Raw genomic sequence first — 26,024 nt, 5'->3', positions numbered from 1 at the left:
CTCAAAACAAATATCATTATTTACGTTGAGAGCTGAAGCATTTTTGTTAGCAGAGTTTTACGAGTCGCTGGCTGTGAAAGTTTTACATTTAGCTGATAGTTTGAGTGTATCCTCAACGACTTCGAATACTTTTTCGTAACCGCCAGCACTGGTGACATCAACTGTGTATTGATAGTTGACTAAAATTTTAGGTACGCCAGTAATTTTATAATTTTTGCTGAGCTCAAATCCTTTAACAAGATCTTTGCGAATAGTTTCTGAGTCTTCAAAGGCTTTTTTTGCCTCTTCTTCAGGAATTCCTGCGGCTGTGAATACTTCAAGTATATTATTGATTGGCTTATTTTCATGAATAATGGCGAACAGTTGAGGTTTGACTTTATCTAATACGTTAAGTCGCTCTGCTATGTAGTGACTGACGACAAAAACGGTGAACTGTTCGCGACCTAAATCTGAAGGGACGGTAATGAACTGGACATCATCACTTTTATTTTTTTCCCATTCTTTAACGTGTTCTTCTAGCTTATAACAATGAGGACATTGATAGGCGAAAAACTCTATCACGGTTGGTGTTTCACACCGATCTTTCACTTCAACCTCACTGTAGCCCGCAGAAATTAGCGGTCCGCTAGTTGATTCATGCACATGGCTGTCATGCTGGTGATTATGCCCGTCATGTCCATCATGAGATTCTGTTTTTGCTTCAGTAGACGTTTTAGTTTCCGCCGGTTGAGCGGTTTGATCTTCATTCTTTGAAGCCTCTTCTGATTGAGAGGGTTCGTTATTGCAGCCCAACAGTACAAGCGTTAAAAATAGTGTTGTTATAATTCGCACAATCAACTCCGATTTTTTTAAAGTGAATTTTCAAAATTCTTTAACTACTTCCAATTCACTCGTTTCATTTTAAGTGTGGGATAGTTTTCCCTTTAGATTGGTGTGCATTATAAACATAATCCGCTGCTGGGTGCACTCTGGCCCCTATGAATTGTTCAACTGGAAATGAAACTTTAATTTTCTTTCCAATAAATAATGCGATCGCTACCACGATAAAGCCCGAATCCCGCAGTGGATTGAGGATTGCCGGTTGTCCCGTCTCCATTCCAGTCGAAGTAGAGCCAGTTGGCAAGTGATAAGTCATATTCGACATCGACTTCGCCAGAATTGCCCAGTCCGGGTGCCGCTAGCCAGAAACCTTCGAGCGGTTCTGAGCGACCAGTATTGACGACTGCGGGTGTTGCCGGGAAAGTGACTGACGTCTCGCCACTGTTCAGATTGCCGCGATAAGTGCCGGCGATGAATGCCAAATTACTGTCAATGTAAGAAGTGCAGTTATCCGCATTATTAATTGTCCAGCCACTACTCGAAAAGTACTCTGTGAATAAAGGAATTTGCAGAGTTTCGAGTTCTGAGCCATAACTTGTTTGAATTTGAAGTCGACCAAGTCGCTGTTCGACAGATGAGGAGCTGACTGCTCCAGTAACCCCGTCAGAATCGGTGGCATTAATGTCGACACGTAAATTAAAAATATCATCCAGTGCGGGATATTGATAATTCACATTGGTGATAACCACATTGGCTGCAGCGCCGTTAGTATCAAAAATGGGTGTTGGAAGACTATCGCTTACCAAGGAGCCTGAAGCTGCTGCACTGGTGTCAACATTAAACGGATTCAAGTTGATAGTGCCTGCTTCGAGTTTGGCGAAACCATCATCGTAATTATTCGTTGCAGCACCATTCTGATTCAGTGCTTGAATATTAATGGTTATATTGTCGCTCTGTCCGCTTTTGGATAAACCGGGATTACCATCATCGAATCCTGCATAAGTAAAGCCTGTGCACTGAGCTTCAAAATCATTAGTTACTGATAACAAAAAACTGGCGGGTATGAATCGGCCAATATTAGAGCGTGTGCCCGACACAGATGCGCCTGAGCTTAAGAAATCACTGGTCACTGCATCGAGAGTCATAATTCCAACTTCGCTCCAATTTTGTAACATGTTAACTTCACCTTGGCTGGCACTACCAACGCTTCCAAATTCACTGAACGTTATGTTTGAATCACCCAAAGTACCGTTATTGTTAGTTACTACCTGGGCCGTTGCACTTAAGTTAATGTCGGTTGCGCTGGCAGGTAAGTTGACTATGTTCGGTGTAATGCCGTTGTCCGATAAGTTAGCTCCGGCATCGGGTTGGCCGTTATTATCGGCATCGTCACTGGATTGCCAAAGAACACTTCTTAGTGTCAGGTTGAAGTCGACAGCCGCAGTACTGTAAATCGAAGAATTTGCATCCGTTGCATTCGGATTACCTTGCGGTTGTAAGTCATACCCAAAAGGGCGTACAACGAATGGTGAAATACCTCCGATAACTTCGTCTGAATTACCACTGGTTGGATCGCCGATACCGACATCGTCTTTTGCTGCAAAGCTAATTTGACCAACGTCATTATAATTGACCGTAAGAGTCGAAACGCCATTGGTAAATTCGACATTTTGTGACGTCGATGTAGCCTCACTTGTCGCAATGCTTGCACCATTAACGCTCAGTTCTGTTGGGCTGGTAACGGGTAAAACATAACTGGACCAAAAATTAATAGTTTTAGTTCCCGTGTACTCCTCTATGACACCGCATTCTGGTTGAGTGGGAGTTTGTCCCGCTGCGGTTAATTGAACATCAAAACTACGTCCAGCAATTTCAGTGTTAATCGGGGAGGGAGTAACAACAAAACCGAACGGACGAAACGTTAAGCTTCCCTCGGTATTGTCGTCGATCGCTGAGCCATCAATAACGGTTAGATTGACGGCTTCTTCATGAGTGTCTTCAAAATAGAGGGTGACTGTACCCAAATCGGCGGGAGTAAACTGATAACTGGCGGAACCGTTATCGTCATTTGCCGTATCGTTTAATGTGCCTTGTGCGAGATCAGAACTGGCACCGCTACTGTCGGTTGTAAACCAATTGCCATTAGAAGTTGTTGTTGATAAAAATGCCGTTCCATCATAACCCGTTAAAATATTATTGTTGCCATCAAATGCAGTAATTGAAATGGCTTCTCTTAAACAGTTTATGCCCGAACCATCGTGATTAATGACAAAATATGAAACACCGCAATTTTCGGTAACACTGACTTGAATGCTATCAAATTCCATGTATTCATTATTGTTAAAATAGCCCTGTGTAACTCTCAATCTTATTGTAGTATTAGCGCTGATATAGGGCGTTAAATCATAGGTAAACACACCCACTCGATCATTGCGAATTTCTCCGCTGAGCGATACAAAGCTGACGCCATCATCAGAGGCTTCAATAACAAAACGATCATTGTTTTCAAGTTGATTGGAGGTTCGCAAATCAACACGTAATTCTGCATCTATGGCTTGTGACAAGTCCATCGTTCGCTGTATCGAGGGCTCATTACGATCGGTATTTTGAACGCGTAGATAGCCACCTGTTATTCTAATGTCGCCAGAGTTTGGATTGTTGTTGTCACCGCTCTCTTGCCAGTTTCCGGCAAAGTTTTTCGTACCGTCATTATTTCCATACGATTGCACGTTGAAGTTGTCGGTATAGTCGAAGGGACAAATAGAACTTCCGGTGCAGGGGTGAACTTGAAGCATGGTTTGTACAACTTGGCCATGGGAAAGCGTGTTATTAAAAATTCTGACTTCGTCGATTAAACCATTAAAGAAACGTCCACTGGCCAGCTGGTCTTGGCCAACTTGTAAAGGGTCGGTATTTTGGGGCAAGGTGCCACTCCAGTTACTGCTAGCAAGTTCAATACCATTGACGTAAATTTTTTGTTCGCCGTCTTCAAAAGTAATACCGATATGATACCAATTACCTGCTTGAATATTGGCTCCTGAAGTTGTCAGTGACGACTGTTGCCACCACCAGTAAATTTCGCCGCTTGAATTTAAATGAAACTCATAATTTTCATCTTTTGAGACGAGACTTGATAAGCCCGTCCCAGGGATTGCATTAGGCTTCATCCACAATGTAATGGACATGTTTGTGCTAAAACTGAGTAATGGGTCGTGATCGATTTGAAGATAAGTTGCGCTACCGTCGAATTCTCCATAACCACAAGTTCCAGGACTACCAACAATAGCTGGATCGATATCACCTGTATCTGCACCTCCAAAAGCGGTTAAATCCAATCCGTTACCCGAATAATCAATAATTTCATTTGGACCACCGGTCCATTCGCTTTCATCCATTCGCCAATAGGCGGTGCTGCTAGGTGGTGTTTCTGGGCAAACTCGCTCAGAACCATCCCAGTTTCGACCAGCCAACTGGTTGTCGTAAATAAAAAGGACTTCGCCGGCACTAAGCTCGTTGTCAAACAAAAGCAACTCGTCGATAAGCCCTACCCAAACCTGATTGATATCAAAATCACCTCCAACAACGTCTTGTTCCTGTCCGATAACCAGTCCGTCGACAATAACGTCCATGGTATTGCCACCATCGGCGTGTGTTGTACAGCCTACGAGAGCCGAGTCGAGATAAATGCAGGTTTCAGATTGAGAAAGATCGCGTGTCCAGGCGAGGTGATGAAAATCGCCATCGTTGATAGCGTAAGGCAAAGTAATTTGAGTATTGTTGTCAAAAAATGGGTTACTGCGCACACTGGGCCAAAAAGTGGATGCGTCGTCAAAATACATAACGGCTTCGTTTAATTCCGTTTCGTTTTTAGACGCTGATAAAATGGTTTGCGCGGCATCTCTGTTTGACGTTACCCAAACAGAAATGGTCCAGTCATCAAGGCCATTTAACGATTCGTTATTTAATCGAATGTAATCTTCGGTGCCTGCAGCAGTAAAATCGGCAGAGTTGCAAATAAGGCCGGCAGTGGGTTGGCTATTAAAAGCGATTCCATGATATCCGTTGCCGCTACTGTCTCTAACTTCGAGCTGCGATGAACTCCAGGATAATTCGTCGAACCTCCATTCGGCGACCAGTCCAGTTGGCGCAGAGCTCGAAAGCGTATCAATAATTACGTCATCAATATGCCAATAGTCAAAATCAGTACCGCTGCCCTGGGTTAATCGAAATCGGATTTGAAGCCCGTTGTATAAAGCGTCTGCTGGCAGTGCTTGATTATAGTTAAATTCCTCTCCCGGCGTTCCTCCACCAGCATAAGTCTCTAAATTAGTCCAGACACTCGAACTATTAAGGTATTCGACAATTAAATTTTCGTTAGTCTCCGGGTTTTCACTAAAGGCATCGTCACCGCGTCTTACCCAAAAGCTGAGCTGGGCCCCCGCGGAGCTTGCATTAATGGCATCGGAAGTGATGGTTACGGTATCCCACCGCAATCTTAGAGAGTTACTTCCTGAGTTTGAGGTTTCATTACCGATACTGGCATCTCCACCGCTACTGTTTTCGGTCCACTGGTTCAAGTTGGATTCGAAGTCGTCTGAAAAAACAATAGCGCTGTTAAGCGGTGTCGTTGCCAGCGAAAGAGTCGCGAGGACAATTAAAGTGGAATAATGGATAAAGGAACGAAATAAAGTTCTATTCATATATCAAACGTATGCTCATTATTAAAGGCAGTATACATGGAATGAGTCGCGTTTGCTCATAGAAGAGACATTAGCGGTCGAGTCGGACCGACGGTAGGCCTATGATTTTTATCAACTTTAATGACGAGAGTGATTGAGGTAACCAGAGATGCTCTAGGTTAATGCGCTGCGAGCTTCGTCAAGGTCATCTGCCAATTCATCAACATCATGAACGTCGATCTCAGGTGACATTCCCAATTTGCTGAATGCGGGCACTGTCGCCCAGTCGACGCTGGCAAGGGGATGTTCTGTTCCTGCATAGCTTTGTAGATTCGCAACGGTCACCAGGTCAACGTAGTTGGCTGGTCCTTCGTGTTCTCGTTCTAAATTGAGATAACCTTGAGGAATGACAACAAGGTCATCAGGGAAATCCCAAGTTTTTAGTATGGCAGTACCAATTTTGGGATGTAATCGTTGGATAATTTTATCCAAAACGCCTTTGTGCTCGAGGATTTCGGGAGTGTCCTCGGCGCAAGTTAAAATAGGAAGCGTGCCAATCTCATGAACCAATCCGGCTAACATGGCTTGGTCGGGCTTTAAGTTAGTGTAATGGCTGGCCAAAACCTGGCAAATTGATGCGACCTCAATAGAGTGTTCCCAAGTTTCTCGAAGTTTGGCATCAATTTGATCATTGGTTGCCTGAAACATTTGTTCCATTGCCAGGCCGGTGGCCAGGTTTCTGACGAAGGATATCCCCATGCGAGTAATTGCTAACTGCAAGTTATCCACAACAACTCTACCTCTCAGTAAAGGGCTGTTAGCAACTTTTATGACTCGAGCTGCAAGTGCAGCGTCTTTGGCAATTTCGTCAGCTATCAGTGATGAACTAGCGTCAGGATTTTCGACAGCCTCGCGAATTCTAAGCGCAACCTCCGGCAACGTTGGGAGGGTGAGGCGGTCGTTTTTAATAGCATCGAGCAATTCGGATAAAAATGTTTGTTCCAGACTCATAAGCTTTCTTTTTGTTAATGATTCACACAGATTTCAACTTTAGTATAGGCGCTTTTTCGGGATCGCACTGAATTTTTCCTGTATTTTCAATGCTGTCTTTGCAGAAGGCGAGTAGCCATAAGTTGCCGTTATGCAACGTTGCTGAGACGACTTCTCCAATTTTTTTTCCATCGCCGTAAATAGGGTCGCCAGGTTCGGGTTGAGCTTGCTCTTCGCCTGTCAAACAGCGAAGATGCGACTTTAATTTTCCTTTGTAGTGCATTCGAGCGACCACTTCTTGTCCAGTATAGCAGCCCTTTTCAAAACTAACGGCATTCAGCTCGGGTAAGTTGAGATTATGTGGTAAAAATTTTTCAGATGTTTCTGCGTACAGTCGAGGCAAACCAGTCTGAATATCCAAAGCTAACCAACGTGTATATGGGTGGACATTTTTGGCATTTTGCCAAGTCACCATTGCAGCACCGTGACTTTGGATAAGTAATGCTCTGTCGGTGTGCCATTGAACGAGAGTCGTGTCATCACTCGTTGTTGTTTCCAAGTGAAGATTGTTCGGATCGGTTGATAACCCGCTAACTAACTTTTTATCCGACAGATCGGTAATATCAACTTTAAAAAACACACCATATTTTTTTAAGTGATTGATGGTTTTTTCAACCAATGTATGGGGCAAAATGAGCAACCAATGATCGTTCATTTTCAGTAGCAAGAACAAAGAAATCATCCGACCCTGAGGGTTACAGATTGCCGATAACTGAGCTTTTTCATCGGTAACTTGTTGCGCATCGTTGGTTGTTTGGCCCTGTAAAAATTTTATGACATCTTCGCCCGCTAGCTGAATAACGCCAAACGAACTAAGGTCGAACAGATCACCTGCTTTTATTGCTGACGAATTACTCAAATTTTCTTCTTGATTGAGCCTTTCCTGGATAAGTTGTTGCCATTGCTCGCGCATTTTTTCTCCTCTTAGTGGATCGATACTTGCGTCTAGCGCAAGGTTACATTAATTTAGGCGCCAATTAAAAAGCCCATCGTATTGTAATTCATATGGCCGAAAAAATTGATCTCAAGAAGTTAAAATGGACCTGTCGTCGAGGAATGTTGGAACTGGATGTTATTTTGGTTCCATTCGTAGAGAAGCATTTTGCTTCACTGGACGAGCAGGACCAGCGATTAATGCTCGAGTTATTGGAGCAGCCCGATCCCGATCTTTTTAATTGGATCATGGGATACAGTCGACCCGAGGACGATAGCTTTGCACAGCTGGTGTCGAAGATTCGCTCTTTGATGGGTATTGGTTAAACATGCGACTCGCTTGCTGATAACTACTTCATATCGATTAAATGACTCGTTTTGACGGTTCTAATCAAGAGGGAGTGTATTTTTATTTACTCGCTTTGATAATTCCTTTGATCATCACAATAGTCTCAGCGCTATTGTTCAAATCCTGGGTTGTTTGGAGCTCAGTGGTTATCGCTATTATGGGGTGTACAGTTGCATGCTTATGGCGACATAAACGATCGTTTATTCTCAAACGCTTGACGATTAATGATGGGACATGGTGGATTAGAAACGATGTCAATGAGGTTTCTGAGACCATTTCACCTTTGGAGTCTTCTCGGTTATTTCCTTTTGGCCTGATGCTCGTGTATCAAAATAATGATAAAACTAACGAGCGTATCTTTTTATGGCGTGATGTGTTGGGGGAAAACTCGTTCCGGCAGTTGTCATACGAGTTGCATCGTTATTTTCATATAAAGAATAAAAGTTCCTAGCTTTTTTCATTGAACTAGCTCAATGCGTCCAAAAGGATTTAGTCGGGCGTTAAAACCGTGTCGTGGGCTTCTTTGGCTAATTCGGGATAGTCGAGCGTGTGATGTAATCCGCGACTTTCTTTTCTGAGTTTGGCACACTTCACCATTAATTCTGCCACAAGTACCAGATTTCGCAGCTCCAGTAAGTCGTTGGTTACGCGGAAGTTTTGGTAATACTCAGCGATTTCCTGCTTGAGTAATTCAATTCTTCGTTCGGCACGCCGTAGGCGCTTGTCACTTCGAACAATGCCTACGTAATTCCACATGACTTGTCTGAGCTCATGCCAATTGTGTGTGATAACAATTTGTTCGTCGGAGTCAGTGACGCGACTGTCATCCCACTCAGCAACTTCGTCGCAAACGGTGATCTTGTCAAATTGAGACTCGATATCTTCGGCAGCCGCTTTAGCAAAAACCAGGCACTCGAGCAAAGAGTTACTGGCCATTCGATTGGCGCCATGCAAACCTGTACAGGCGACCTCTCCAATCGCATAGAGTCCAGCGACCGCAGTTTGACTTTTCAAGTTAACGGCAACTCCGCCACAGGTATAATGCGCGGCCGGTACCACTGGCATGGGTGACTGGGTTATATCGATACCGAGACTTAAACATTTTTCTAAAATGTTGGGAAAGTGACTTTTAATAAACTCGGGTGACTTGTGAGAAATGTCTAGATACATACATTCTGCGCCAAGTTTCTTCATTTCATGATCGATGGCTCTGGCGACAATGTCGCGCGGTGCAAGATCGGCTCGTTTGTCATATTCGGGCATGAATCGAGTACCGTCCGGTCTTTTTAAAACCGCACCTTCGCCTCGTAAAGCTTCTGAGATAAGGAATGACTGTGCTTCAGGATGATACAAACAAGTTGGATGAAATTGATTAAACTCCAGGTTAGAAACCTCGCAGCCGGCACGCCAAGCCATCGCGATTCCATCTCCTGAGGCAACATCTGGGTTACTCGTATAAAGATAGACTTTACTTGCTCCACCAGTCGCCAAAATGACAAATCGAGCTTTGAAAACTTCAACTTCGCCGGTGCTTAAATTTAGTGCGTAAGCGCCGACACAGCGTTTTTTACCATTCATCTGCCGCGTAATGAGGTCGATGGCATTGTGGCTCTCAAATAAAATTATATTTTGTTGTTGTTTTACAGCGCCAACTAATGTTGTCGAAACTGCTTTACCGGTAGCATCGTCAGAATGAATAATTCGTCGGTGACTGTGCCCACCTTCACGGGTGAGGTGGTATTTCAGTTCACCTTCTTTATTGGGTTTTGTGCTAAAAGTGACACCTTGAGATATGAGCCACTCGATGGATTTTTTTGAGTTTTCTACCGTATATCGAACGGCATCTTTATGGCATAAGCCTGCCCCTGCAATTTCGGTATCCTGGACGTGTGATTCAATACTGTCTTTAGAGTCAAGAACTGCAGCAATTCCACCTTGGGCATAAAATGTGGAGCCTTCAGTTAACTCTGCTTTTGATAGAACAGCTACGGTTCCCAGTTGCGACAAGTGCAAAGCTGCAGAAAGGCCTGCGGCACCACTGCCAATGATGAGTACGTCGTGAATATGTTGAGACATTTAATGCCCTAATTTAAAAAATTACTAAAAGAGTCGGTTGAAAATTAAGCAGTTTCAACCGTTTGGCGAAAAAGATGCGTCTTTTTCGTCGCAATTTCACCATATATGACTCTAAACTGTCATAATTATAAAAAAATAAACTCATGAACACGAACTAAAGTTCTATTGGATGGTCATAAATGACAACGAATAATAACCTGACACTCAGGAGGAGGTATGATGAGTGCCGGGAATGACAAAGAGCTGGTTGAAAGGGTCCAAAAGGGTGACAAAGGAGCCTTCGATTTACTGGTTAAAAAATACCAGCATAAAGTTTTTAGTTTAATTTCCAGATTAGTTAGAGAGCCTGCTGATATTGCTGATGTTGCGCAAGACGCTTTTGTAAAAGCTTACCGAGCGTTACCCAACTTTAGAGGGGACAGTGCGTTTTATACTTGGCTTTATCGAATTGCCGTGAATACGGCAAAAAATCACTTAGTCGCTCAGGGTCGGCGCCCACCCGATTCGGATGTAGATGCGTCAGAAGCGGAGCAATTCAGTGGGGTTGATGCTTTAAAAGACAATGGTTCTCCAGAGCGCTTGGCTTTAACTGATGAGTTGAAAACTCGGGTATTTGAGTCGATAGAGGCGCTTCCTGAAGATTTGCGGTCTGCTATAACACTTCGAGAAATGGAAGGTATGAGCTACGAAGAAATTGCTGATGTTTTGGAATGCCCGGTCGGTACTGTACGTTCGCGGATTTTTCGAGCACGAGAGGCAATTGATCGGAACATTCGCGAATTGTTGTAGTCTCAGAAGGTAGACGTCGCGATTTTGAGAATTAACCAGCGGGCTTTGGAAAAAGCTCATTGGGAAAGCAGGTTTGATGCGCTTTAGTCGAGTAAATTGTTGAATAAACTTTGAACTTTATAGGATTTCTAGCGTCAGACTGTGCCAGGTTGAAGGCGTACGATAAATAAGAAAACTCGTTTTTGAGTTGGTTGCTCTATGGCGAGAAAATCGGGGTTGGTTGATATGAAGCACGATGATGTTAAACAGACAATTTCAGATTGGATGGATGATGAATATGACGGTCCAGACAGCGAGACGTTTTATCAAGAAATAATGCGTTCTGAAGATGGCCGCAAATCATTCGAATCTTTCCATGCGATTCGTGCTGTGATGTGTAATGAATCATCAGCTCATTGGCAGGCGGGCTTTAGTAATCGAGTCAGTGAGGCAATTGCTCAAGAACCGACTGTATTAGCGCCGAAACGATCGTCAAAAACTCGTAAATTGGTTACTGGTTGGGCGGTGGCTGCTTCTGTTGCTCTCTCTGTGATTGTTGGGGTTCAGTGGTATCCTGGAGCCTCTGCGCCGTCAGGTAATGCGACTCTTGTAAACTCCTCTTCATTACCCGCCGCAAATAATGTGAGTGGGACTACCGCCTCAGATACCATGTTAGCTGAGTATCATGTTACGGAAGAGGAACGAGCACAATTAGAACGCATTAATACAATCTTCAATAAATTTTCACAATCATCGAATGCGACAAATTCAGGCGCGTTACCTTATGTTAGGTTGGTTAGCGGAGAGCAAGTTAAAACTTATCGCATGACACCCAAGCAGTTCCGCCAAGTTATGATGGAATTGGAGAAGAAAAATCGAGAGGCTGAGCTCAAAGCGTTTGAGGAGCTTGAGCATCAAGATCAGTAAATCGCGACTACTGTATTGATTATTTTAAATTAGCCCCCATTTTTGGGGGTTAGTTGTTTTTGTAAGATAGATTTTTGTTGAGTTATTTTTTAACGGATATAACTCGTTTGGTCGTTAATGTTAAATTGATGCAAACGTATCGTTTTAACTGACGAGGTTTTTATGGCTGCAAACTATCACAATGAATTTGCAAATGTCGTTGAAGCTGATGAAGCTCACGTGTGGATTTCGGCTGTTCAAAAATCGTCTTGTGATAGTTGTTCTACTTCTAATACTTGTGGAACTGGAATTCTTAGTAAAGTTTTTGGGCGACAATTACAACTGTTGAAATTGGAAAATACGATTGGTGCAAAGTCTGGTGATGAGGTGATTGTTCAAGTTCCCAATGCCGGTTTATTGCTTGGTTCTTCTGTCATTTATTTGGTCCCGATAGTCTTTCTTTTTGTTGGTGCGGTGTTTACCGAAGCACTACTATTTTCGGAAGGTATTGTCGTCGTGGGAGGTGTTTTAGGATTCATTTTGGGTCTGGGCACTTCAAAATTGCTTACCCAGAAATTATCGCGCCGAATTTTGAATGAGATTAAGTTAATTGCGTTTCGCTCTGACAACATAGTGTTACAAATCGAGTCGCACTAAAGTTGAATTATGAGGTCATAAACAGACGTACACGAATTAGTAACGATTTTAGATCATTTAATTTTTCAAATATATCCAATAGTAATTTTTCTGAATGAAGGAGATGCAAGCAGTGAAGTTTGTAAAAGCAAATGTGTTGTTATTGTTGGTTGCCCTGGCGGGCGTGGTTCAGGCTTCTCGTCCTGATTTTACGCGAGTTGTTGAAGATGTGAGAGATTCTGTTGTTGTTATCACAACAGAAGTAGAAAGTCGTGGACGACAGGCCCAAGGACCCTCTGGTTCGGGCTTTATTATAGATAACGACGGCTACGTTTTAACAAATCGACATGTGATTCATGGTGTTAAATCTATTTATGTTCAGTTGGTGAATAAAAAAGTTTATAAAGCTGAACTGTTGGGAGAGGATGAGGATTCCGATATCGCCTTGCTAAAAATCGACGCAAAGGATTTAAAGGCGGTAAAAATTGGTGATGTGGAGAAGCTCAAAGTTGGAGCATGGGTTTTGGCGTATGGCGCCCCTTTCGGACTTGAGCATACAGTAACGGCTGGTATTGTCAGTGCGAAAGGCCGCAGTTTGGCAAGAGAGCAATATGTGCCGTTTATTCAAACCGACGCTGCTATTAACCGAGGTAATTCCGGTGGCCCACTTTTCAATGAAAAAGGAGAGGTTGTCGGTATCAATTCACAAATTTTCAGTATGACTGGCGGAAATATGGGCTTAGCTTTCGCCATTCCGATGGATTTAGCGATGGACGTCGCTGAGCAATTGCGTGAAGACGGTCGAGTCAGCCGAGGATTTCTTGGTGTAATGTATCAAGATGTCGACTATGACACTATGCAGGCTTTTGAGCTGGATGAAGTTAAAGGCGCTTTATTGCGTCAGGTAACTAAAGATTCGCCGGCTGAAGAAGGTGGCTTGAAAGTGGGCGATATTGTGATTGAGGTCGATGGAAAAGAAGTTGGCAGTGCCGCGGATTTGCCATTTTTAGTTGGACGGATTAAGCCTGGAAAAGAAGTGGAAATGGTCATTTTAAGAAATGGCGATCGTAAGACATTGGATATCACTATTGGTGAGAGGCCTCAAAGTGAAGTTGCCGACCGAGGCAGACCTGGTGGCGAAAGTAATGCCGGCCTTGGTATGACGGTTGTCGAGTTGGATGATCGTATCCGAGAAATGGCCGACGTTGAATACGGTGTACTGGTAAGAGAAGTGATTTCTGGTCCAGCGAGAGATGCGGGTATTCGAGAAGGCGATATTCTGCAAATGCTTAACCAACAACGGATTAATAGCATCGAAGACTATCAAAGCGCTCTCGATCGGTTGCCAGAAATTGGCTCTGTCGCGGTTCTAGTCAACCGAAGAGGTATGGGGCCAAGATTTTTGGTACTAAAATTAGGTAATGAATAACCCAGTGACTTGCCAGATACGTGCAAAGTCACTGCCTTTGTTGTTTAAAATACGTTAGAATCGGCGCCTTTTTGATAGAATGCGAGTAGTTGCGGTTCATTTGGGCGCCGCATTTTCGTTGAAACAGAGGTTTTCTGGGCAATTACTTTATGTCGTATACACAATTTATTCGTAACTTTTCAATTATCGCGCATATCGATCATGGCAAATCGACACTCTCAGACCGTTTAATCCAGTTTTGTGGCGGGCTTACAGACCGTGAAATGGATGAACAAGTACTGGATTCAATGGATTTGGAAAGAGAGCGTGGCATTACCATTAAAGCCCAGAGTGTTACTTTGGATTATCAAGCAAAGGATGGAAATACGTATCAGCTGAATTTTATTGATACGCCGGGGCACGTTGACTTCTCTTATGAAGTCTCGCGTTCACTTGCTGCTTGTGAAGGTGCGCTTCTAGTGGTTGATGCAGGTCAGGGCGTTGAAGCGCAAACAGTCGCAAACTGTTATACCGCCATCGAGCAAGATCTCGAAGTCATTCCGATACTCAATAAAATTGATTTACCAGCAGCAGATCCTGACCGAGTCAGTCAAGAAATTGAGGACATTATTGGCATCGAGGCAACAGACGCAGTGCGTTGCTCTGCCAAAACTGGTGTTGGAATTCAGGACGTTTTAGAAACGATCGTTGCTAAAGTGCCGCCAGCACAGGGTGATGACAAGGCACCGCTCAAAGCGCTCATCGTGGATTCATGGTTCGATAATTATTTAGGTGTTGTCTCTTTAGTGCGTGTGGTCGAGGGTACCTTGAACGCAGGTGACAAAATGTTGGTCATGTCCACAGGCAAAGCTCATCTTGTTGATCATGTCGGTATCTTCACACCCAAAAGAAAGGATACTGGTCAGTTACGTGCGGGAGAGGTTGGATATGTTATTGCTGGCATCAAGGACATTCATGGTGCGCCAGTAGGTGATACGCTGACCACGGTAAAGAACCCTTCCGAAGAACGTCTTCCAGGCTTTAAAAAAGTGAAACCTCAAGTTTACGCCGGCTTATTCCCGGTATCTTCTGATGATTATGAGAATTTTAGAGATGCTTTGGGTAAATTGAGTTTGAATGACGCATCTTTGTTTTTCGAGCCAGAAAACTCAACTGCTTTAGGCTTTGGTTTCCGTTGTGGCTTTCTCGGAATGCTTCATATGGAAATTATTCAAGAGCGTTTAGAGCGAGAATACAATCTTGATCTTATAACAACCGCTCCAACCGTTGTTTTTGAGATCGTAAGAAACGACGGTGAGGTAGTTTATGTTGATAATCCGTCGAAACTGCCTGAGCCCGGCGAAATTGATGAAATGCGTGAACCTATAGTTGAAGCGAATATCCTGGTTCCACAAGACTACTTAGGTAATGTAATTACGTTATGTGTCGAAAAACGCGGCGTTCAAAAAAATATGCAATATGCCGGTAATCAAGTTTCTTTAACTTACGAGTTACCAATGAATGAGGTAGTGCTCGACTTTTTTGATCGGATTAAATCGGTGAGTCGAGGTTATGCTTCGCTGGATTATAACTTTGTCCGTTTTCAGCCTGCTAAATTAGCACGGTTGGATATTATGATTAACGGTGACAAAGTTGATGCGTTAGCAATGATTGTCCATAAAGAACAAGCTTTTTATCGCGGTCGTGAATTGGTCGAGAAAATGAAGGAATTGATTCCCAGGCAGATGTTTGAAGTCGCTATACAGGCTGCTTTAGGCAATCAAATTGTGGCACGTTCGACTGTTAAAGCATTACGTAAAAATGTTACTGCGAAATGTTATGGTGGTGACGTCAGCCGTAAGAAAAAACTATTACAAAAACAAAAAGAGGGTAAGAAGCGAATGAAGCAAGTTGGTCGCGTCGAAATCCCTCAAGATGCTTTTCTTGCCGTATTGCAAGTTGGCAAAGATTAATGAGTGGGACTTGGTAATTTATGGATTTTAAAACTTTTTTAATTATTGCATTTATTGCTTCTTCGATTATTAGTGGGCTTGATATTTGGGTTTGGTCAAAACAGCGAAAAGATAAGCTTGAAAAATTACGCTCGAAAAAGCGAAATATTGAATACGAAGATGCTCAAAAAATTCTAGAGAAACCAGATTGGGTGAGCTTATCTGACACCGCGTTTGTTATGACTTGTATTGCGGCAGTTATTTGGATGATGTTACCCAATTTTGAATTGATATTGGTCGTGGCTTTAGGAATTAGTTTCGTTATTACCTTAGTCGAAAAGTTTTACATGGAAAAAAAGGCAGAAGCCAAAGTACAAGCCTTATACCAAATTAAAACGCATCCGGATGAAAAAGAAATTGAAGCGGTTCGTAAGTTACCTTGGTGGATCGATTATGGTTGGTCTTTCTTTCCGTTACTTTTAATTATTGTTTTACTACGTTCATTTTTTTATGAGCCCTTTAAAATTCCCTCGGGTTCAATGAAACCAACGTTATGGGTCCACGACTTTATCTTGGTGAATAAATTCGCGTATGGTCTACGTTTGCCTGTTACAAAAACGAAGCTTACTGAGGGCGATGCGCCTCAAAGGGGTGACGTTGTGGTTTTTCGGGCACCTCACGAGCCTGAGAAAGATTATATTAAACGGCTAATTGCGTTACCAGGTGACACTGTTTTTTATAATCAAAAACATGAACTCTTTATCATACCGAATTGCGATACTGATTCTGCACGAGAAAATGCAAATAACGCGGGTTTACAGTGTGGTGTAAAAAACTTGATACATCGACGTCTCGTTTCTGATGATGGTTTCGAAAATACGGATGTTTATGAAGAGACTATCGGTACGGTAACGCATCAGATTTTAGTTCATGAGAAAGATATTCAATATGGACAGTATCGTTACATACCTGGATGGCGAGCAAGTTATGAAGCTAATAAGCGGGTTTATCCGAATTTAACTGAACGAAAATTCCACGCAGATAGAGGCTCATTTCACTACGATTGGGCGAAAGGCGTGAAAGTACCTCAGGCTAACTATTTTGTGCTGGGAGATAATCGAACGGGCAGTAGCGATAGTCGTTTTTGGGGATTTGTTCCTGAAAAACGTATGGTTGGCAAAGCTGAGGCTATTTGGATGCATTTAGAGTTCGGCTTTGAAGATAAGAAGAATCCTGATAAAGGCGGTATAATGAGCTATATTCCAACAGGAGTAAAGTTTGATCGGGTTCAGGGTATAAAGTAATTCTTTAGCAATTATGGAGAGAGTTTTATGTTAACAAAACAGCGCGGAGCTTCATTTTGGCAGTGGCTTATTATCGGCGGAATGGCTGGAGTTTTCCTCTATGCTGGTTTAATGCTAACACCTATCTATATGGAAGGTATGAGTGTTAGAAAAGCTCTTCTCTCCGTTGAAAAATCTAATGTTGGACGCTCTCAAAATGAAATTTTGAAAAAAATACAAGCAAACTTTCAAATAGATCAAGTTGAGAGAGCGACTACGAAAGACATTAAGTTTAAAAACTTAAGAAACGGAAAGCTAGAAGTGTCTATAGAGTACAATGCTAAAGTTCAGATGTTTGGGAATCTTTATTTGTTAGTTGAGTTTCGGGAAAGTGTCGAAGTGTAATGCGTCAATATCAAGCTCTAGAAGAACTCGAAAAAAACATTGAATACTCATTTCAAAAGCGAACTTTACTTGAACAGGCGCTAACTCACCGAAGTGCTAAAGGACAGCACAATGAGCGTCTTGAATTTCTTGGTGATAGTATTTTAGGTTTCGTAACCGCAGCCAAACTGTACGATTTGTTTCCTCAAGGAGATGAAGGTCAGCTAACTCGTTTGCGCGCAAAACTCGTGAAGGAAAAAACACTGGCTGAGATAGCAAATGAATTGTGCCTTGGTGACTTATTAGCTCTGGGAAGTGGTGAATTGAAAAGTGGCGGGTTTCGTCGAGCGTCAATCTTGTCGGATGCATTTGAGGCGATTTTAGGAGCCGTTTATTTAGATGGCGGTTTACAATCTGCGGAAAAGGTCGTTCATAAGTTGTATGAGAATCGTTATCAGTCTTTGTCACTAACCATGGCAGAAAAAGATCCAAAAACTCGCCTTCAAGAGTGGTTACAAAGTCGAAATCAAGAGCTGCCTCAGTATGAAATCGTCCGTTCAGAAGGTAAAGATCATAACCGAACCTATTGGGTGTCTTGTAAAATTAATCAGCCAAAGTTAGAAACTGAAGGTCAAGGCACAAGCCGACGCAAGGCTGAGCAAGCTGCTGCAGATAAAATGATGGAGCAATTAAGCGCATGAAAGATGCAAAAAAAACATACTGTGGCTATGTTTCAATAATTGGTCGTCCAAATGTTGGTAAGTCAACATTACTGAATCGCTTGCTCGGTCAAAAAATCAGTATAACTTCAAGAAAACCGCAAACAACTCGTCACAGAATTTTGGGTATTGATACTGTTAAGAATACTCAAGTGGTTTACGTTGATACGCCAGGTATGCACGTTAATGAAGCCCGGGCAATAAATCGATTAATGAATAAGGCCGCTTCCTCGACAGTAAAAGAAGTTGATTTAAATGTTCTTGTTGTTGAAGGCTCTCGTTGGAATGAAGATGATGATCTCGCTTTAAAATTTGCCATTGACTCAGGTGTTCCAACCATTTTATTTATCAATAAGGTTGATAACGTAAAAGATAAATCAGATTTATTGCCGCATTTAGAGTCGCTCGGCAAATTACACAACTTTAAGGAAATTATCCCGGGTTCAGCAGAAAAAGGGGATAACGTTGAACTCTTAAAGAAAAAATTATTTGAATTTATGCCTGAGGGAACGTTTTTCTTCCCGGAAGATTATGTTACAGATCGCAGTCAACGCTTTATGGCAGCCGAAATCGTTCGCGAAAAAATTATGAGACACTCTGGAAATGAGATTCCTTATTCCGTGACCGTTGAAATTGAACGATTTGAATATGATGATCGTGGTATCGCCCGTATAAATGCATTGATTCTTGTAGAAAGAAATGGTCAAAAAAATATTGTTATTGGCCGAAAAGGTGAGAAGTTAAAAGTCATTGGGCGCGATGCTCGTAAAGAGCTTGAGCATTTATTGGATTGCAAAGTGTATTTAGAAACCTGGGTAAAAGTTAAAGACGGATGGGCTGATGATGAACGTGCTTTACGTTCATTGGGGTATGATGAATCTTAACCTGGTCATGATAAATTAGACTCTTGCATTAATGAACACATCGTCCATTCTATCGATTGTATTACATTCCAGACCTTATCAAGACACCAGTTTGATCGTCGATGTTTTTACGGAAGAGCATGGTCGGATGGCTTTTGTAGCGAAAGGTGCGCGAGCACAATCAAGAAAAGACTGGCGGGCACTACTTCAAATGAGTAGTGTGGTTGAAGTTGAATACAAGGGGCGAGGAGATTTAAAAACGTTAGTTTCTGTAGAAGCGTTAACTGGGCCAAAAAGCTTTAATGGTGAATCTTTTGCTTTATCGTGCTATGTCAGTGAACTTTTGTGTCGAGTCATGGAGCCCGGTGAACCTTTCCCGAGAATATTTCAGTTTTTGCCTGACGTATATCACGCGTTAGCCGTAAAAAATGATGTACAAATTGTTTTACGGCAGCTAGAGCTGATGGTGTTACAAGATTTTGGCGTTGCAATCGACTTTTCACTGGATTCATCAGGTAGTCCAATTGAGCCTAATTTACTTTATACACTAAACAAACGAGAGTCTTTCTCCGTTTGTGAGCGTGGTTCTACATCAGGATTTAAAGTTGAAGGTATAACATTGTTGGACATTGTTGCTGGTCGATTAAATAACCCTGATGCATTAAATGCTCTAAAACACATTAACCGCGAATTATTGCTACCGTACCTAGGGAACAAACCGCTACAGAGTCGCGAGCTTTGGTTGCAGTGGCAGAAAAACAGCTCTGTTAATTCCCGTCGTTGTTAAACAGCTTTCGAAATCTTTATACTGTATTGGACATTTTAGGAGCCCAAGTTTTATGAAAAATCCGATTTTATTGGGTGTGAATATTGATCACATTGCGACGTTGAGAAATGCTCGTGGAACAATTTATCCGGAACCAATAACTGCAGCCGCGATTGCTGAGCAAGCTGGCGCAGATGGTATCACTGTCCATTTGCGTGAAGATCGTCGCCACATAACTGACAGAGATGTGTTTCTGCTGAGAAATACTCTACAAACTCGGATGAATTTAGAAATGGCGGTTACCGAAGAAATGTTGTCTATCGCCGAACAAGTTAAACCCCATTTTTGTTGTTTAGTTCCTGAAAAACGTGAGGAGCTAACAACGGAAGGTGGATTAGATGTCGTTTCCAACGAAGCAAAAATAAAAGATGCGTGTTCGCGATTGGCGGATATAGGCATTCAAGTTTCATTATTCATTGATGCAGAGCCTTCTCAGATCGATGCCGCGGTCAGATGTAAAGCGCCGCTGATTGAGTTGCACACGGGGGCATTTGCTGAAGCAAAAACAGAAGAATTTGCTCGAACGGAATTGCGAAAAATACAGAAGGGCGCAGCAATCGCTTATGAGCAAGGCCTGCAAGTGAATGCTGGACACGGATTGCACTACCATAATGTGCAGCCAATTGCCCAAATACCAGAAGTGATAGAATTGAATATTGGTCATGCAATCATTGCGCGATCGGTATTTTCTGGGTTGTCTGATGCGGTTTCAGAAATGAAGCGTCTAATGGTTGAGGCTCGAGCATGGCAATCGCCGGTATAGGTACTGATATTGTTGAAGTTGCTCGAATAGAGCAATCATTCAATCGATTTGCCGAGCGATTTGCTCAACGAATTTTGTCGGAAGAGGAATTACGCTCAAAAAGCTATAAAGCCCAACCTGTCACTTATTTGGCAAAGAGATTTGCAGCGAAAGAAGCGATTGTGAAGTGTTTGGGGACAGGAATCGCGAATGGTGTGCGTTTTGATGATTTCTCGGTTCTTAATGATGACAATGGAAAACCGTTTGTTTCTGTGTCTGGTAAAGCTAAACAGTTAATGGAAGAAAGAGGGATTTCCAAGATTCATATCAGTCTATCAGATGAAGCCACCATGGCGGTGGCTTTTGCGGTTGCTGAAATTTAAATTACCGCACTTTTTCTTCGGAAAGTTCTGCGGCTAGAATAGTGTTTTCCATCAGGGTTGCTACCGTCATCGGGCCAACACCACCTGGAACCGGTGTAATCCAACCTGCTTTTTCTACCGCAGCTTCATAATCCAGATCGCCAACAACTTCACCTGTTTCAAGTCGATTAATTCCCACATCAATTACGATTGCTCCGGGTTTTATCCACTCTGCTTTAACGATTCCGGGTTTTCCAACCGCGACAATAAGTAATTCCGCGCGCTCTACATGAGACTGTAAATTTTTAGTAAAGCGATGACATACCGTTGTCGTGCATCCTTTGATGAGTAATTCAAGAGACATCGGTCGCCCGACGATATTCGATGCCCCAACAATTGTTGCATCCATGCCGCGGATATCGACGCCGTCAATCGACTCCAATAAAGTAATAATTCCCTTAGGGGTGCACGAGCGAAGCAATGGATTTCTTTGAACCAGTCGTCCCAAATTAAATGCATGAAATCCATCAACGTCTTTTTCAGGGGCGATATGCTCGAGCATCTTATTAGAATCGATATGCTCAGGAATAGGGAGTTGCAGTAAAACGCCATGAATTTCCGGGTTGGCATTTAAACTGTCGATTGTGTTGAGTAATTCTTGCTCACTGGTGGATTCCGGCAATTCGATTTTTTTCGAGTTGAATCCTATTTCTTCGCACGCCTGAACTTTTTTGTTCACGTAAATAGAGGATGCAGCATCATTACCCACTAAAATCACCGCGAGACCTGGCGCAGGGAGACCTCGGTTGAGTCGGGAAGATACTTTTTCGGCAATTTTAAGTCTGAGTTGCTTAGCGATGGCTTTTCCGTCGATAATTTGAGCAGTCATAAGATATTGTTTGTCCACAAATTAACCCAATTGATTGGTGGAGTATTTTCTCAGGAAATGTTCAGAGTTGAAAGCCTGAAAAATCGTATAATAAAATGTTTTTGGTTGTTGACGATACCCACCGAAATCAGTATTATGCGCGCTCCTCGTGAGGCAACGAACGAGATATCGGGGAATAGCGCAGTCTGGTAGCGCGCCTGCTTTGGGTGCAGGATGTCGGGGGTTCAAATCCCTCTTCCCCGACCAGTTTTATTGCTTATGTTCATGGTTTTAGGTTACATAGCGCCCGTAGCTCATTTGGATAGAGCAACGGCCTTCTAAGCCGTGGGTAGCAGGTTCGAATCCTGCCGGGCGCGCCAAACTTGTTTGGCAGCTGGTGGGGCCGAACTTGGCCAGGACATAAGTTAAAGTTTATGGTGGGTGTAGCTCAGTTGGTAGAGCCCCGGATTGTGATTCCGGTTGTCGTGGGTTCAAATCCCATCACTCACCCCAGAGTTGAGCCGATAATTAGTATGAAATGACAGCGGCTCATAGCATGTAGGGTGGTGTAGCACTAGGGCCGATACCACATCATGTCAGGGATTTTAAAGAAAACGCGAAAGTGGTGGAATTGGTAGACACGCTGGATTTAGGTTCCAGTGCCGCGAGGCGTGAGAGTTCGAGTCTCTCCTTTCGCACCAGTTTTCTTTGAATGTATCTTGCCGCACAACCCCCCGCATACTGAATTTTATCAATGCACAGCATAGCTGCCAATCGTAGGCGGCTTTTTGCTATTTAATACGAGAATTTTTTGGAGTATTGCAATGCAAGTTTCAGTAGAAACCACGTCAGCTTTAGAGCGTAAATTAACGGTCAGTATTCCTGCTGAAGATGTGGATACTGAGGCGCAAAAGCGCTTACAACAACTGTCACGCACTGTCCGTCTAAACGGTTTCCGCCCAGGAAAAGTGCCTTTTAAAGTGGTAAAGAAGCGATTTGGTGATAGCGTTCGTCATGAAGTTTTAGGCGAGTTGATGCAGCAGTACTTCTACAAAGCCATTATTCAAGAAAAAATCACTCCTGCAGGAGCTCCATTTGTTGAGCCAACGAAAAACGAAGAAGGTCAGGATGTCGAGTTCACTGCAACCTTTGAAGTTTATCCAGAAGTTGAAATAAAAGATCTTTCTGGCATCGAGGTGGAAAAACTGACAGCTGAAGTTAAAGATGAAGACTTAAGCGACATGCTGGACACTTTGAGAGAGCAGCGTGCAAGCTGGGTTGAAGTTAAACGTAAAGCGAAAGAGGGTGACCAGGTTGTTATTGACTTCGTGGGTTCTATTGATGGTGAAGAGTTTGAAGGTGGAAAAGCGGAAAATCATCCTCTTGAACTAGGGACAGGCTCAATGATTCCTGGTTTTGAAGATCAATTAGTCGATGCAAAAGCTGGTGATGAAGTCGAAGTGAAGGTGACTTTCCCTGAAGACTATCATGCGGAAAATTTGGCAGGCAAAGAAGCGGTATTTAAGACAACTGTACATAAGGTTAACAAAAAAGAGTTGCCAAAAGTTGGTGAATTAGCGGAAGCGTTAGGTGTCGAGGACGGTAACATCAATAAAATGAAAGAAGATGTCCGTGCTAACATGGAGCGTGAACTTAAAAACGCATTAAGCTCTAAAGTTAAAGAGCAGGTTATGGATGGATTGCTTAAAGTTCATGACGATATTACAGCTCCTAAAGCAGCGGTTGACTCAGAAATAGATGCGATGCGAAAACAAATGATTTCGCAATACGGCGGAAATGAGGATATGGCGGCTAACTTACCGGCATCTATGTTCGAAGAACAAGCGATGCGTCGTGTGAAGCTGGGATTGGTTATTGGTGGTGTCATTAAAGCCAAAGAGTTAAAAGCCGAAAATGCTGACATAGATTCTCAGCTTGAAGAGTTAGCATCTGTTTATGAGCAGCCAGAAGAAGTTATCAGTTGGTATAAAGAAGATAAGTCTCGTTTATCTCAAATTGAGCAATTAGTGCTAGAACAAAAAGTCGTTGATCTAGTTTTATCTGAAGCAAAAGTAACCGATAAAGAAACTAGCTTTAAAGAAATTATGGATCAAAAACGTTAATTTGTTTGGTTATTAACCGCTCCAGTTAAGTGGTTAATAACTCAATAAAAAAATTTAAGCCCGGGGCCAATGCTGCTATAGTTTAGGTTCCGGGCTTTTTATTTTAATAAGCTAAATAAATATTGGTAGTGAAGCCAAAAATCCAATATCGTCCGTTGCGAATAATAGGAGAAAATATGCTGGACAAGAAGCATCTCGAAACTGCGGCAACTTTGGTACCTATGGTAGTTGAGCAAACCGCAAAAGGTGAACGGTCTTACGACATTTATTCTCGACTTTTAAAAGAGCGGGTTATTTTTCTCGTTGGGCAAGTCGAAGATCATATGGCTAATTTAGTAGTCGCCCAGATGCTATTTTTGGAGTCAGAAAATCCAGAGAAAGACATTTATTTGTATATTAATTCTCCGGGCGGCTCTGTTACTGCTGGAATGTCCATCTACGATACGATGCAATTTATTAAGCCAGACATTAGTACGCTGTGTATTGGACAAGCATGCAGCATGGGCGCATTTTTGCTGGCCGGAGGAGCAAAGGAAAAAAGGTGTGCATTGCCGAATTCTCGTATAATGATTCATCAACCTTTGGGTGGATTTCAGGGACAAGCCTCTGATATTGAGATACACGCCAAAGAAATTCTTCAAATGCGTGCTAAATTGAACGAAATACTAGCGTTCCACACTGGCAGAGAACTGGCGGATATTGAGCGAGACACCGATCGAGACAATTTCATGAGTGCCGCAACGGCTCAGGAATATGGTATTGTCGATAAGGTATTAGAAAATAGAGATAATTAACTCTTATTATTGAAAGGCGACATAGCTACTTGCTATAAGTCTGCAAATCTGCTCTATTGGACGCTGCGAAATGATGACAAAACGTCAAAAACGGCTAACATATAGAGTATATCGGCTTAAAACGGCTCAGGCCGTAGCTTTTTTAACCGAATTTGAGGAAAGTCCATGAGTGATAAAAAAGGCACTGGCGGAAAAGACGATAATGGCAAGTTGCTGTATTGTTCTTTTTGTGGCAAGAGCCAGCATGAAGTTCGCAAGCTGATTGCGGGGCCTTCTGTCTTTATTTGTGATGAGTGCGTCGAACTGTGTAACGATATCATCCGAGAAGAAGTCGAGGATATTGTACAAGAGTCAGAAGGCGTTAAATTACCAACTCCAGAAGAAATCAACGAAACCCTGAACGAATATGTTATTGGGCAAGCTCAGGCGAAGAAAGTTCTCTCTGTGGCTGTCTATAACCATTACAAGCGCCTGAATTCGGCAGTTGGTGGTAAAGGGGATGAAGTTGAGTTAGGCAAATCGAATATTTTGCTGGTTGGACCAACGGGAAGCGGAAAAACTCTGCTGGCTGAAACCTTGGCGCGTCTATTAAATGTTCCCTTCACCATTGCTGACGCAACAACATTGACCGAAGCTGGTTATGTTGGTGAAGACGTTGAAAATATCATTCAAAAGCTATTACAACGCTGTGATTATGATGTCGACAAAGCTCAGCATGGTATCGTTTATATCGATGAAATTGATAAGATATCTCGAAAAGCGGATAACCCATCAATCACTCGTGATGTGTCTGGTGAAGGCGTTCAACAAGCTCTTTTAAAGCTTATTGAAGGTACAGTTGCATCAGTGCCACCACAAGGTGGGCGAAAGCACCCTCAGCAAGAATTCCTACAAGTCGATACCCGAAATATATTGTTTATCTGTGGTGGTGCGTTTGCTGGACTCGATAAAGTTATTCGTGACCGTTCAGAAAAGGGCGGCATCGGTTTTGGTGCTGAAGTTCGCTCAAAAGACGATAGCAAAAACGTAGGTGAAGTTCTGCGTGATTGTGAGCCTGACGACTTAGTGAAATACGGTTTGATTCCTGAGTTTGTAGGGCGTTTACCGATTGTAGCAACTCTTGAAGAGTTGGATGAAGAAGCTCTCGTTCGTATTTTAAAAGAACCCAAAAATGCGTTAACCAAACAATACAGTCGACTCTTTGATATGGAAGATGTTGTTCTTGAGTTTCGTGAAGATGCATTAAGAGCCGTAGCTCGTAAAGGAATGGAGCGGCGTACAGGAGCACGTGGGTTACGCTCTATAATGGAGAAAGTTTTGCTTGAGACCATGTACAAATTGCCTTCGATGAAAAATGTATCAAAGGTCGCAATCGATCAGGCCGTCGTAGATGGCGAGTCGGATCCTTTGCTCATTTTTGAAAATGACTCTCAGGGGAAAAAAGCATCAGCTGAATAGCGAGTTGAGCGCCAAAGTTGATAACA

23 protein-coding genes and 4 tRNA genes are annotated in these 26,024 nt (G+C 42.7%); 21 read left to right on the top strand and 6 right to left on the bottom strand.

Annotated features, from left to right (window positions below):
* Positions 1–57: 57 nt before the first annotated feature.
* From FAX86_RS00680 to ygfZ, 4 genes are all read right to left on the bottom strand, one after another.
* Positions 58–831: a thiol:disulfide interchange protein DsbA/DsbL gene (locus tag FAX86_RS00680; protein ID WP_164503408.1), complete on the bottom strand. Its 774-nt coding sequence runs from the start codon at positions 829–831 to the stop codon at positions 58–60.
* 173 nt (positions 832–1,004) lie between these two features.
* Positions 1,005–5,519: a DUF6701 domain-containing protein gene (locus tag FAX86_RS00675; RefSeq protein WP_144391410.1), complete on the bottom strand. Its 4,515-nt coding sequence runs from the start codon at positions 5,517–5,519 to the stop codon at positions 1,005–1,007.
* Positions 5,520–5,672: 153 nt separating this feature from the next.
* A complete protein-coding gene (locus tag FAX86_RS00670; RefSeq protein ID WP_144391409.1) occupies positions 5,673–6,509 on the bottom strand; it encodes an HDOD domain-containing protein in 837 nt (278 codons plus the stop codon).
* A gap of 22 nt (positions 6,510–6,531) precedes the next feature.
* Positions 6,532–7,461: a CAF17-like 4Fe-4S cluster assembly/insertion protein YgfZ gene (ygfZ, locus tag FAX86_RS00665; protein WP_144391408.1), complete on the bottom strand. Its 930-nt coding sequence runs from the start codon at positions 7,459–7,461 to the stop codon at positions 6,532–6,534.
* 92 nt (positions 7,462–7,553) lie between these two features.
* Between ygfZ and FAX86_RS00660 the strand changes: the two genes are divergently transcribed.
* Both FAX86_RS00660 and FAX86_RS00655 read left to right on the top strand, forming a co-directional pair.
* The gene (locus FAX86_RS00660; RefSeq protein ID WP_144391407.1) at positions 7,554–7,808 is read left to right on the top strand and encodes an FAD assembly factor SdhE; all 255 of its coding nucleotides are present in this window, start codon (positions 7,554–7,556) and stop codon (positions 7,806–7,808) included.
* Positions 7,809–7,849: 41 nt separating this feature from the next.
* Positions 7,850–8,281 carry a protein YgfX gene (locus FAX86_RS00655; RefSeq protein WP_342778933.1) on the top strand — a complete coding sequence of 144 codons (432 nt, stop codon included), beginning with the start codon at positions 7,850–7,852 and terminating at the stop codon, positions 8,279–8,281.
* A gap of 38 nt (positions 8,282–8,319) precedes the next feature.
* Here FAX86_RS00655 and nadB read toward each other — a convergent pair whose 3' ends face one another.
* Positions 8,320–9,906 carry an L-aspartate oxidase gene (nadB, locus tag FAX86_RS00650; protein WP_144391405.1) on the bottom strand — a complete coding sequence of 529 codons (1,587 nt, stop codon included), beginning with the start codon at positions 9,904–9,906 and terminating at the stop codon, positions 8,320–8,322.
* Positions 9,907–10,122: 216 nt separating this feature from the next.
* Between nadB and rpoE the strand changes: the two genes are divergently transcribed.
* From rpoE to acpS, 12 genes are all read left to right on the top strand, one after another.
* On the top strand, positions 10,123–10,695 hold the full coding sequence (rpoE, locus tag FAX86_RS00645) for an RNA polymerase sigma factor RpoE (protein ID WP_205859075.1): 573 nt from the start codon (positions 10,123–10,125) through the stop codon (positions 10,693–10,695).
* Positions 10,696–10,893: 198 nt separating this feature from the next.
* Positions 10,894–11,601, top strand: coding sequence for a sigma-E factor negative regulatory protein (locus tag FAX86_RS00640; RefSeq protein WP_144391404.1), 708 nt, complete (start codon positions 10,894–10,896; stop codon positions 11,599–11,601).
* Between the two features lie 162 nt (positions 11,602–11,763).
* Positions 11,764–12,237 (top strand): SoxR reducing system RseC family protein, encoded by a 474-nt coding sequence (locus tag FAX86_RS00635; RefSeq protein ID WP_144391403.1) that lies wholly within the window; start codon positions 11,764–11,766, stop codon positions 12,235–12,237.
* A 112-nt stretch (positions 12,238–12,349) separates the two neighbouring features.
* Complete coding sequence (locus FAX86_RS00630; RefSeq protein WP_246128468.1) at positions 12,350–13,645, top strand: Do family serine endopeptidase; 1,296 nt, start codon at positions 12,350–12,352, stop codon at positions 13,643–13,645.
* A 149-nt stretch (positions 13,646–13,794) separates the two neighbouring features.
* Positions 13,795–15,597: a translation elongation factor 4 gene (lepA, locus tag FAX86_RS00625; RefSeq protein WP_144391402.1), complete on the top strand. Its 1,803-nt coding sequence runs from the start codon at positions 13,795–13,797 to the stop codon at positions 15,595–15,597.
* A gap of 20 nt (positions 15,598–15,617) precedes the next feature.
* Positions 15,618–16,880: a signal peptidase I gene (lepB, locus tag FAX86_RS22410; protein WP_205859074.1), complete on the top strand. Its 1,263-nt coding sequence runs from the start codon at positions 15,618–15,620 to the stop codon at positions 16,878–16,880.
* Between the two features lie 27 nt (positions 16,881–16,907).
* Positions 16,908–17,264 carry a DUF4845 domain-containing protein gene (locus FAX86_RS00615; protein ID WP_144391401.1) on the top strand — a complete coding sequence of 119 codons (357 nt, stop codon included), beginning with the start codon at positions 16,908–16,910 and terminating at the stop codon, positions 17,262–17,264.
* Entirely contained in the window at positions 17,264–17,944 is a 681-nt protein-coding gene (rnc, locus tag FAX86_RS00610) for a ribonuclease III (RefSeq protein WP_144391400.1), read from the top strand. The genes FAX86_RS00615 and rnc overlap by 1 nt, the downstream gene beginning before the upstream one ends.
* Positions 17,941–18,846 carry a GTPase Era gene (gene era / locus FAX86_RS00605; RefSeq protein ID WP_144391399.1) on the top strand — a complete coding sequence of 302 codons (906 nt, stop codon included), beginning with the start codon at positions 17,941–17,943 and terminating at the stop codon, positions 18,844–18,846. The genes rnc and era overlap by 4 nt, the downstream gene beginning before the upstream one ends.
* Before the next feature lie 31 nt (positions 18,847–18,877).
* A complete protein-coding gene (gene recO / locus FAX86_RS00600) occupies positions 18,878–19,612 on the top strand; it encodes a DNA repair protein RecO (protein WP_144391398.1) in 735 nt (244 codons plus the stop codon).
* Positions 19,613–19,664: 52 nt separating this feature from the next.
* On the top strand, positions 19,665–20,414 hold the full coding sequence (pdxJ, locus tag FAX86_RS00595; protein ID WP_144391397.1) for a pyridoxine 5'-phosphate synthase: 750 nt from the start codon (positions 19,665–19,667) through the stop codon (positions 20,412–20,414).
* Positions 20,396–20,776 carry a holo-ACP synthase gene (gene acpS / locus FAX86_RS00590; RefSeq protein WP_144391396.1) on the top strand — a complete coding sequence of 127 codons (381 nt, stop codon included), beginning with the start codon at positions 20,396–20,398 and terminating at the stop codon, positions 20,774–20,776. Before pdxJ ends, acpS begins: the two co-directional genes overlap by 19 nt.
* Position 20,777: 1 nt before the next feature.
* Here the strand turns inward: acpS and folD are convergent, their stop codons facing one another.
* The gene (gene folD / locus FAX86_RS00585; RefSeq protein ID WP_144391395.1) at positions 20,778–21,644 is read right to left on the bottom strand and encodes a bifunctional methylenetetrahydrofolate dehydrogenase/methenyltetrahydrofolate cyclohydrolase FolD; all 867 of its coding nucleotides are present in this window, start codon (positions 21,642–21,644) and stop codon (positions 20,778–20,780) included.
* A 169-nt stretch (positions 21,645–21,813) separates the two neighbouring features.
* On the opposite strand from folD, the gene FAX86_RS00580 reads away from it, so the two are divergent.
* The 7 genes from FAX86_RS00580 (at position 21,814) to clpX (ending at position 25,998) form a co-directional block, all read left to right on the top strand.
* A tRNA-Pro gene (locus tag FAX86_RS00580) sits at positions 21,814–21,890 on the top strand.
* 36 nt (positions 21,891–21,926) lie between these two features.
* Positions 21,927–22,003 (top strand) — tRNA-Arg (locus FAX86_RS00575).
* Between the two features lie 57 nt (positions 22,004–22,060).
* Positions 22,061–22,136 (top strand) — tRNA-His (locus FAX86_RS00570).
* Between the two features lie 103 nt (positions 22,137–22,239).
* Positions 22,240–22,324 (top strand) — tRNA-Leu (locus FAX86_RS00565).
* A 123-nt stretch (positions 22,325–22,447) separates the two neighbouring features.
* The gene (gene tig, locus FAX86_RS00560) at positions 22,448–23,746 is read left to right on the top strand and encodes a trigger factor (RefSeq protein ID WP_144391394.1); all 1,299 of its coding nucleotides are present in this window, start codon (positions 22,448–22,450) and stop codon (positions 23,744–23,746) included.
* A gap of 176 nt (positions 23,747–23,922) precedes the next feature.
* Positions 23,923–24,540 carry an ATP-dependent Clp endopeptidase proteolytic subunit ClpP gene (gene clpP, locus FAX86_RS00555; protein ID WP_144391393.1) on the top strand — a complete coding sequence of 206 codons (618 nt, stop codon included), beginning with the start codon at positions 23,923–23,925 and terminating at the stop codon, positions 24,538–24,540.
* A 165-nt stretch (positions 24,541–24,705) separates the two neighbouring features.
* Complete coding sequence (gene clpX, locus FAX86_RS00550; protein WP_144391392.1) at positions 24,706–25,998, top strand: ATP-dependent Clp protease ATP-binding subunit ClpX; 1,293 nt, start codon at positions 24,706–24,708, stop codon at positions 25,996–25,998.
* The last annotated feature ends 26 nt before the right edge of the window (positions 25,999–26,024 follow it).

The sequence above is a fragment of the Pleionea sediminis genome, from assembly GCF_007570825.1.
Lineage (GTDB): Bacteria > Pseudomonadota > Gammaproteobacteria > Enterobacterales > Kangiellaceae > Pleionea > Pleionea sediminis.
This window is presented reverse-complemented; position numbering and strand designations above follow the sequence as displayed.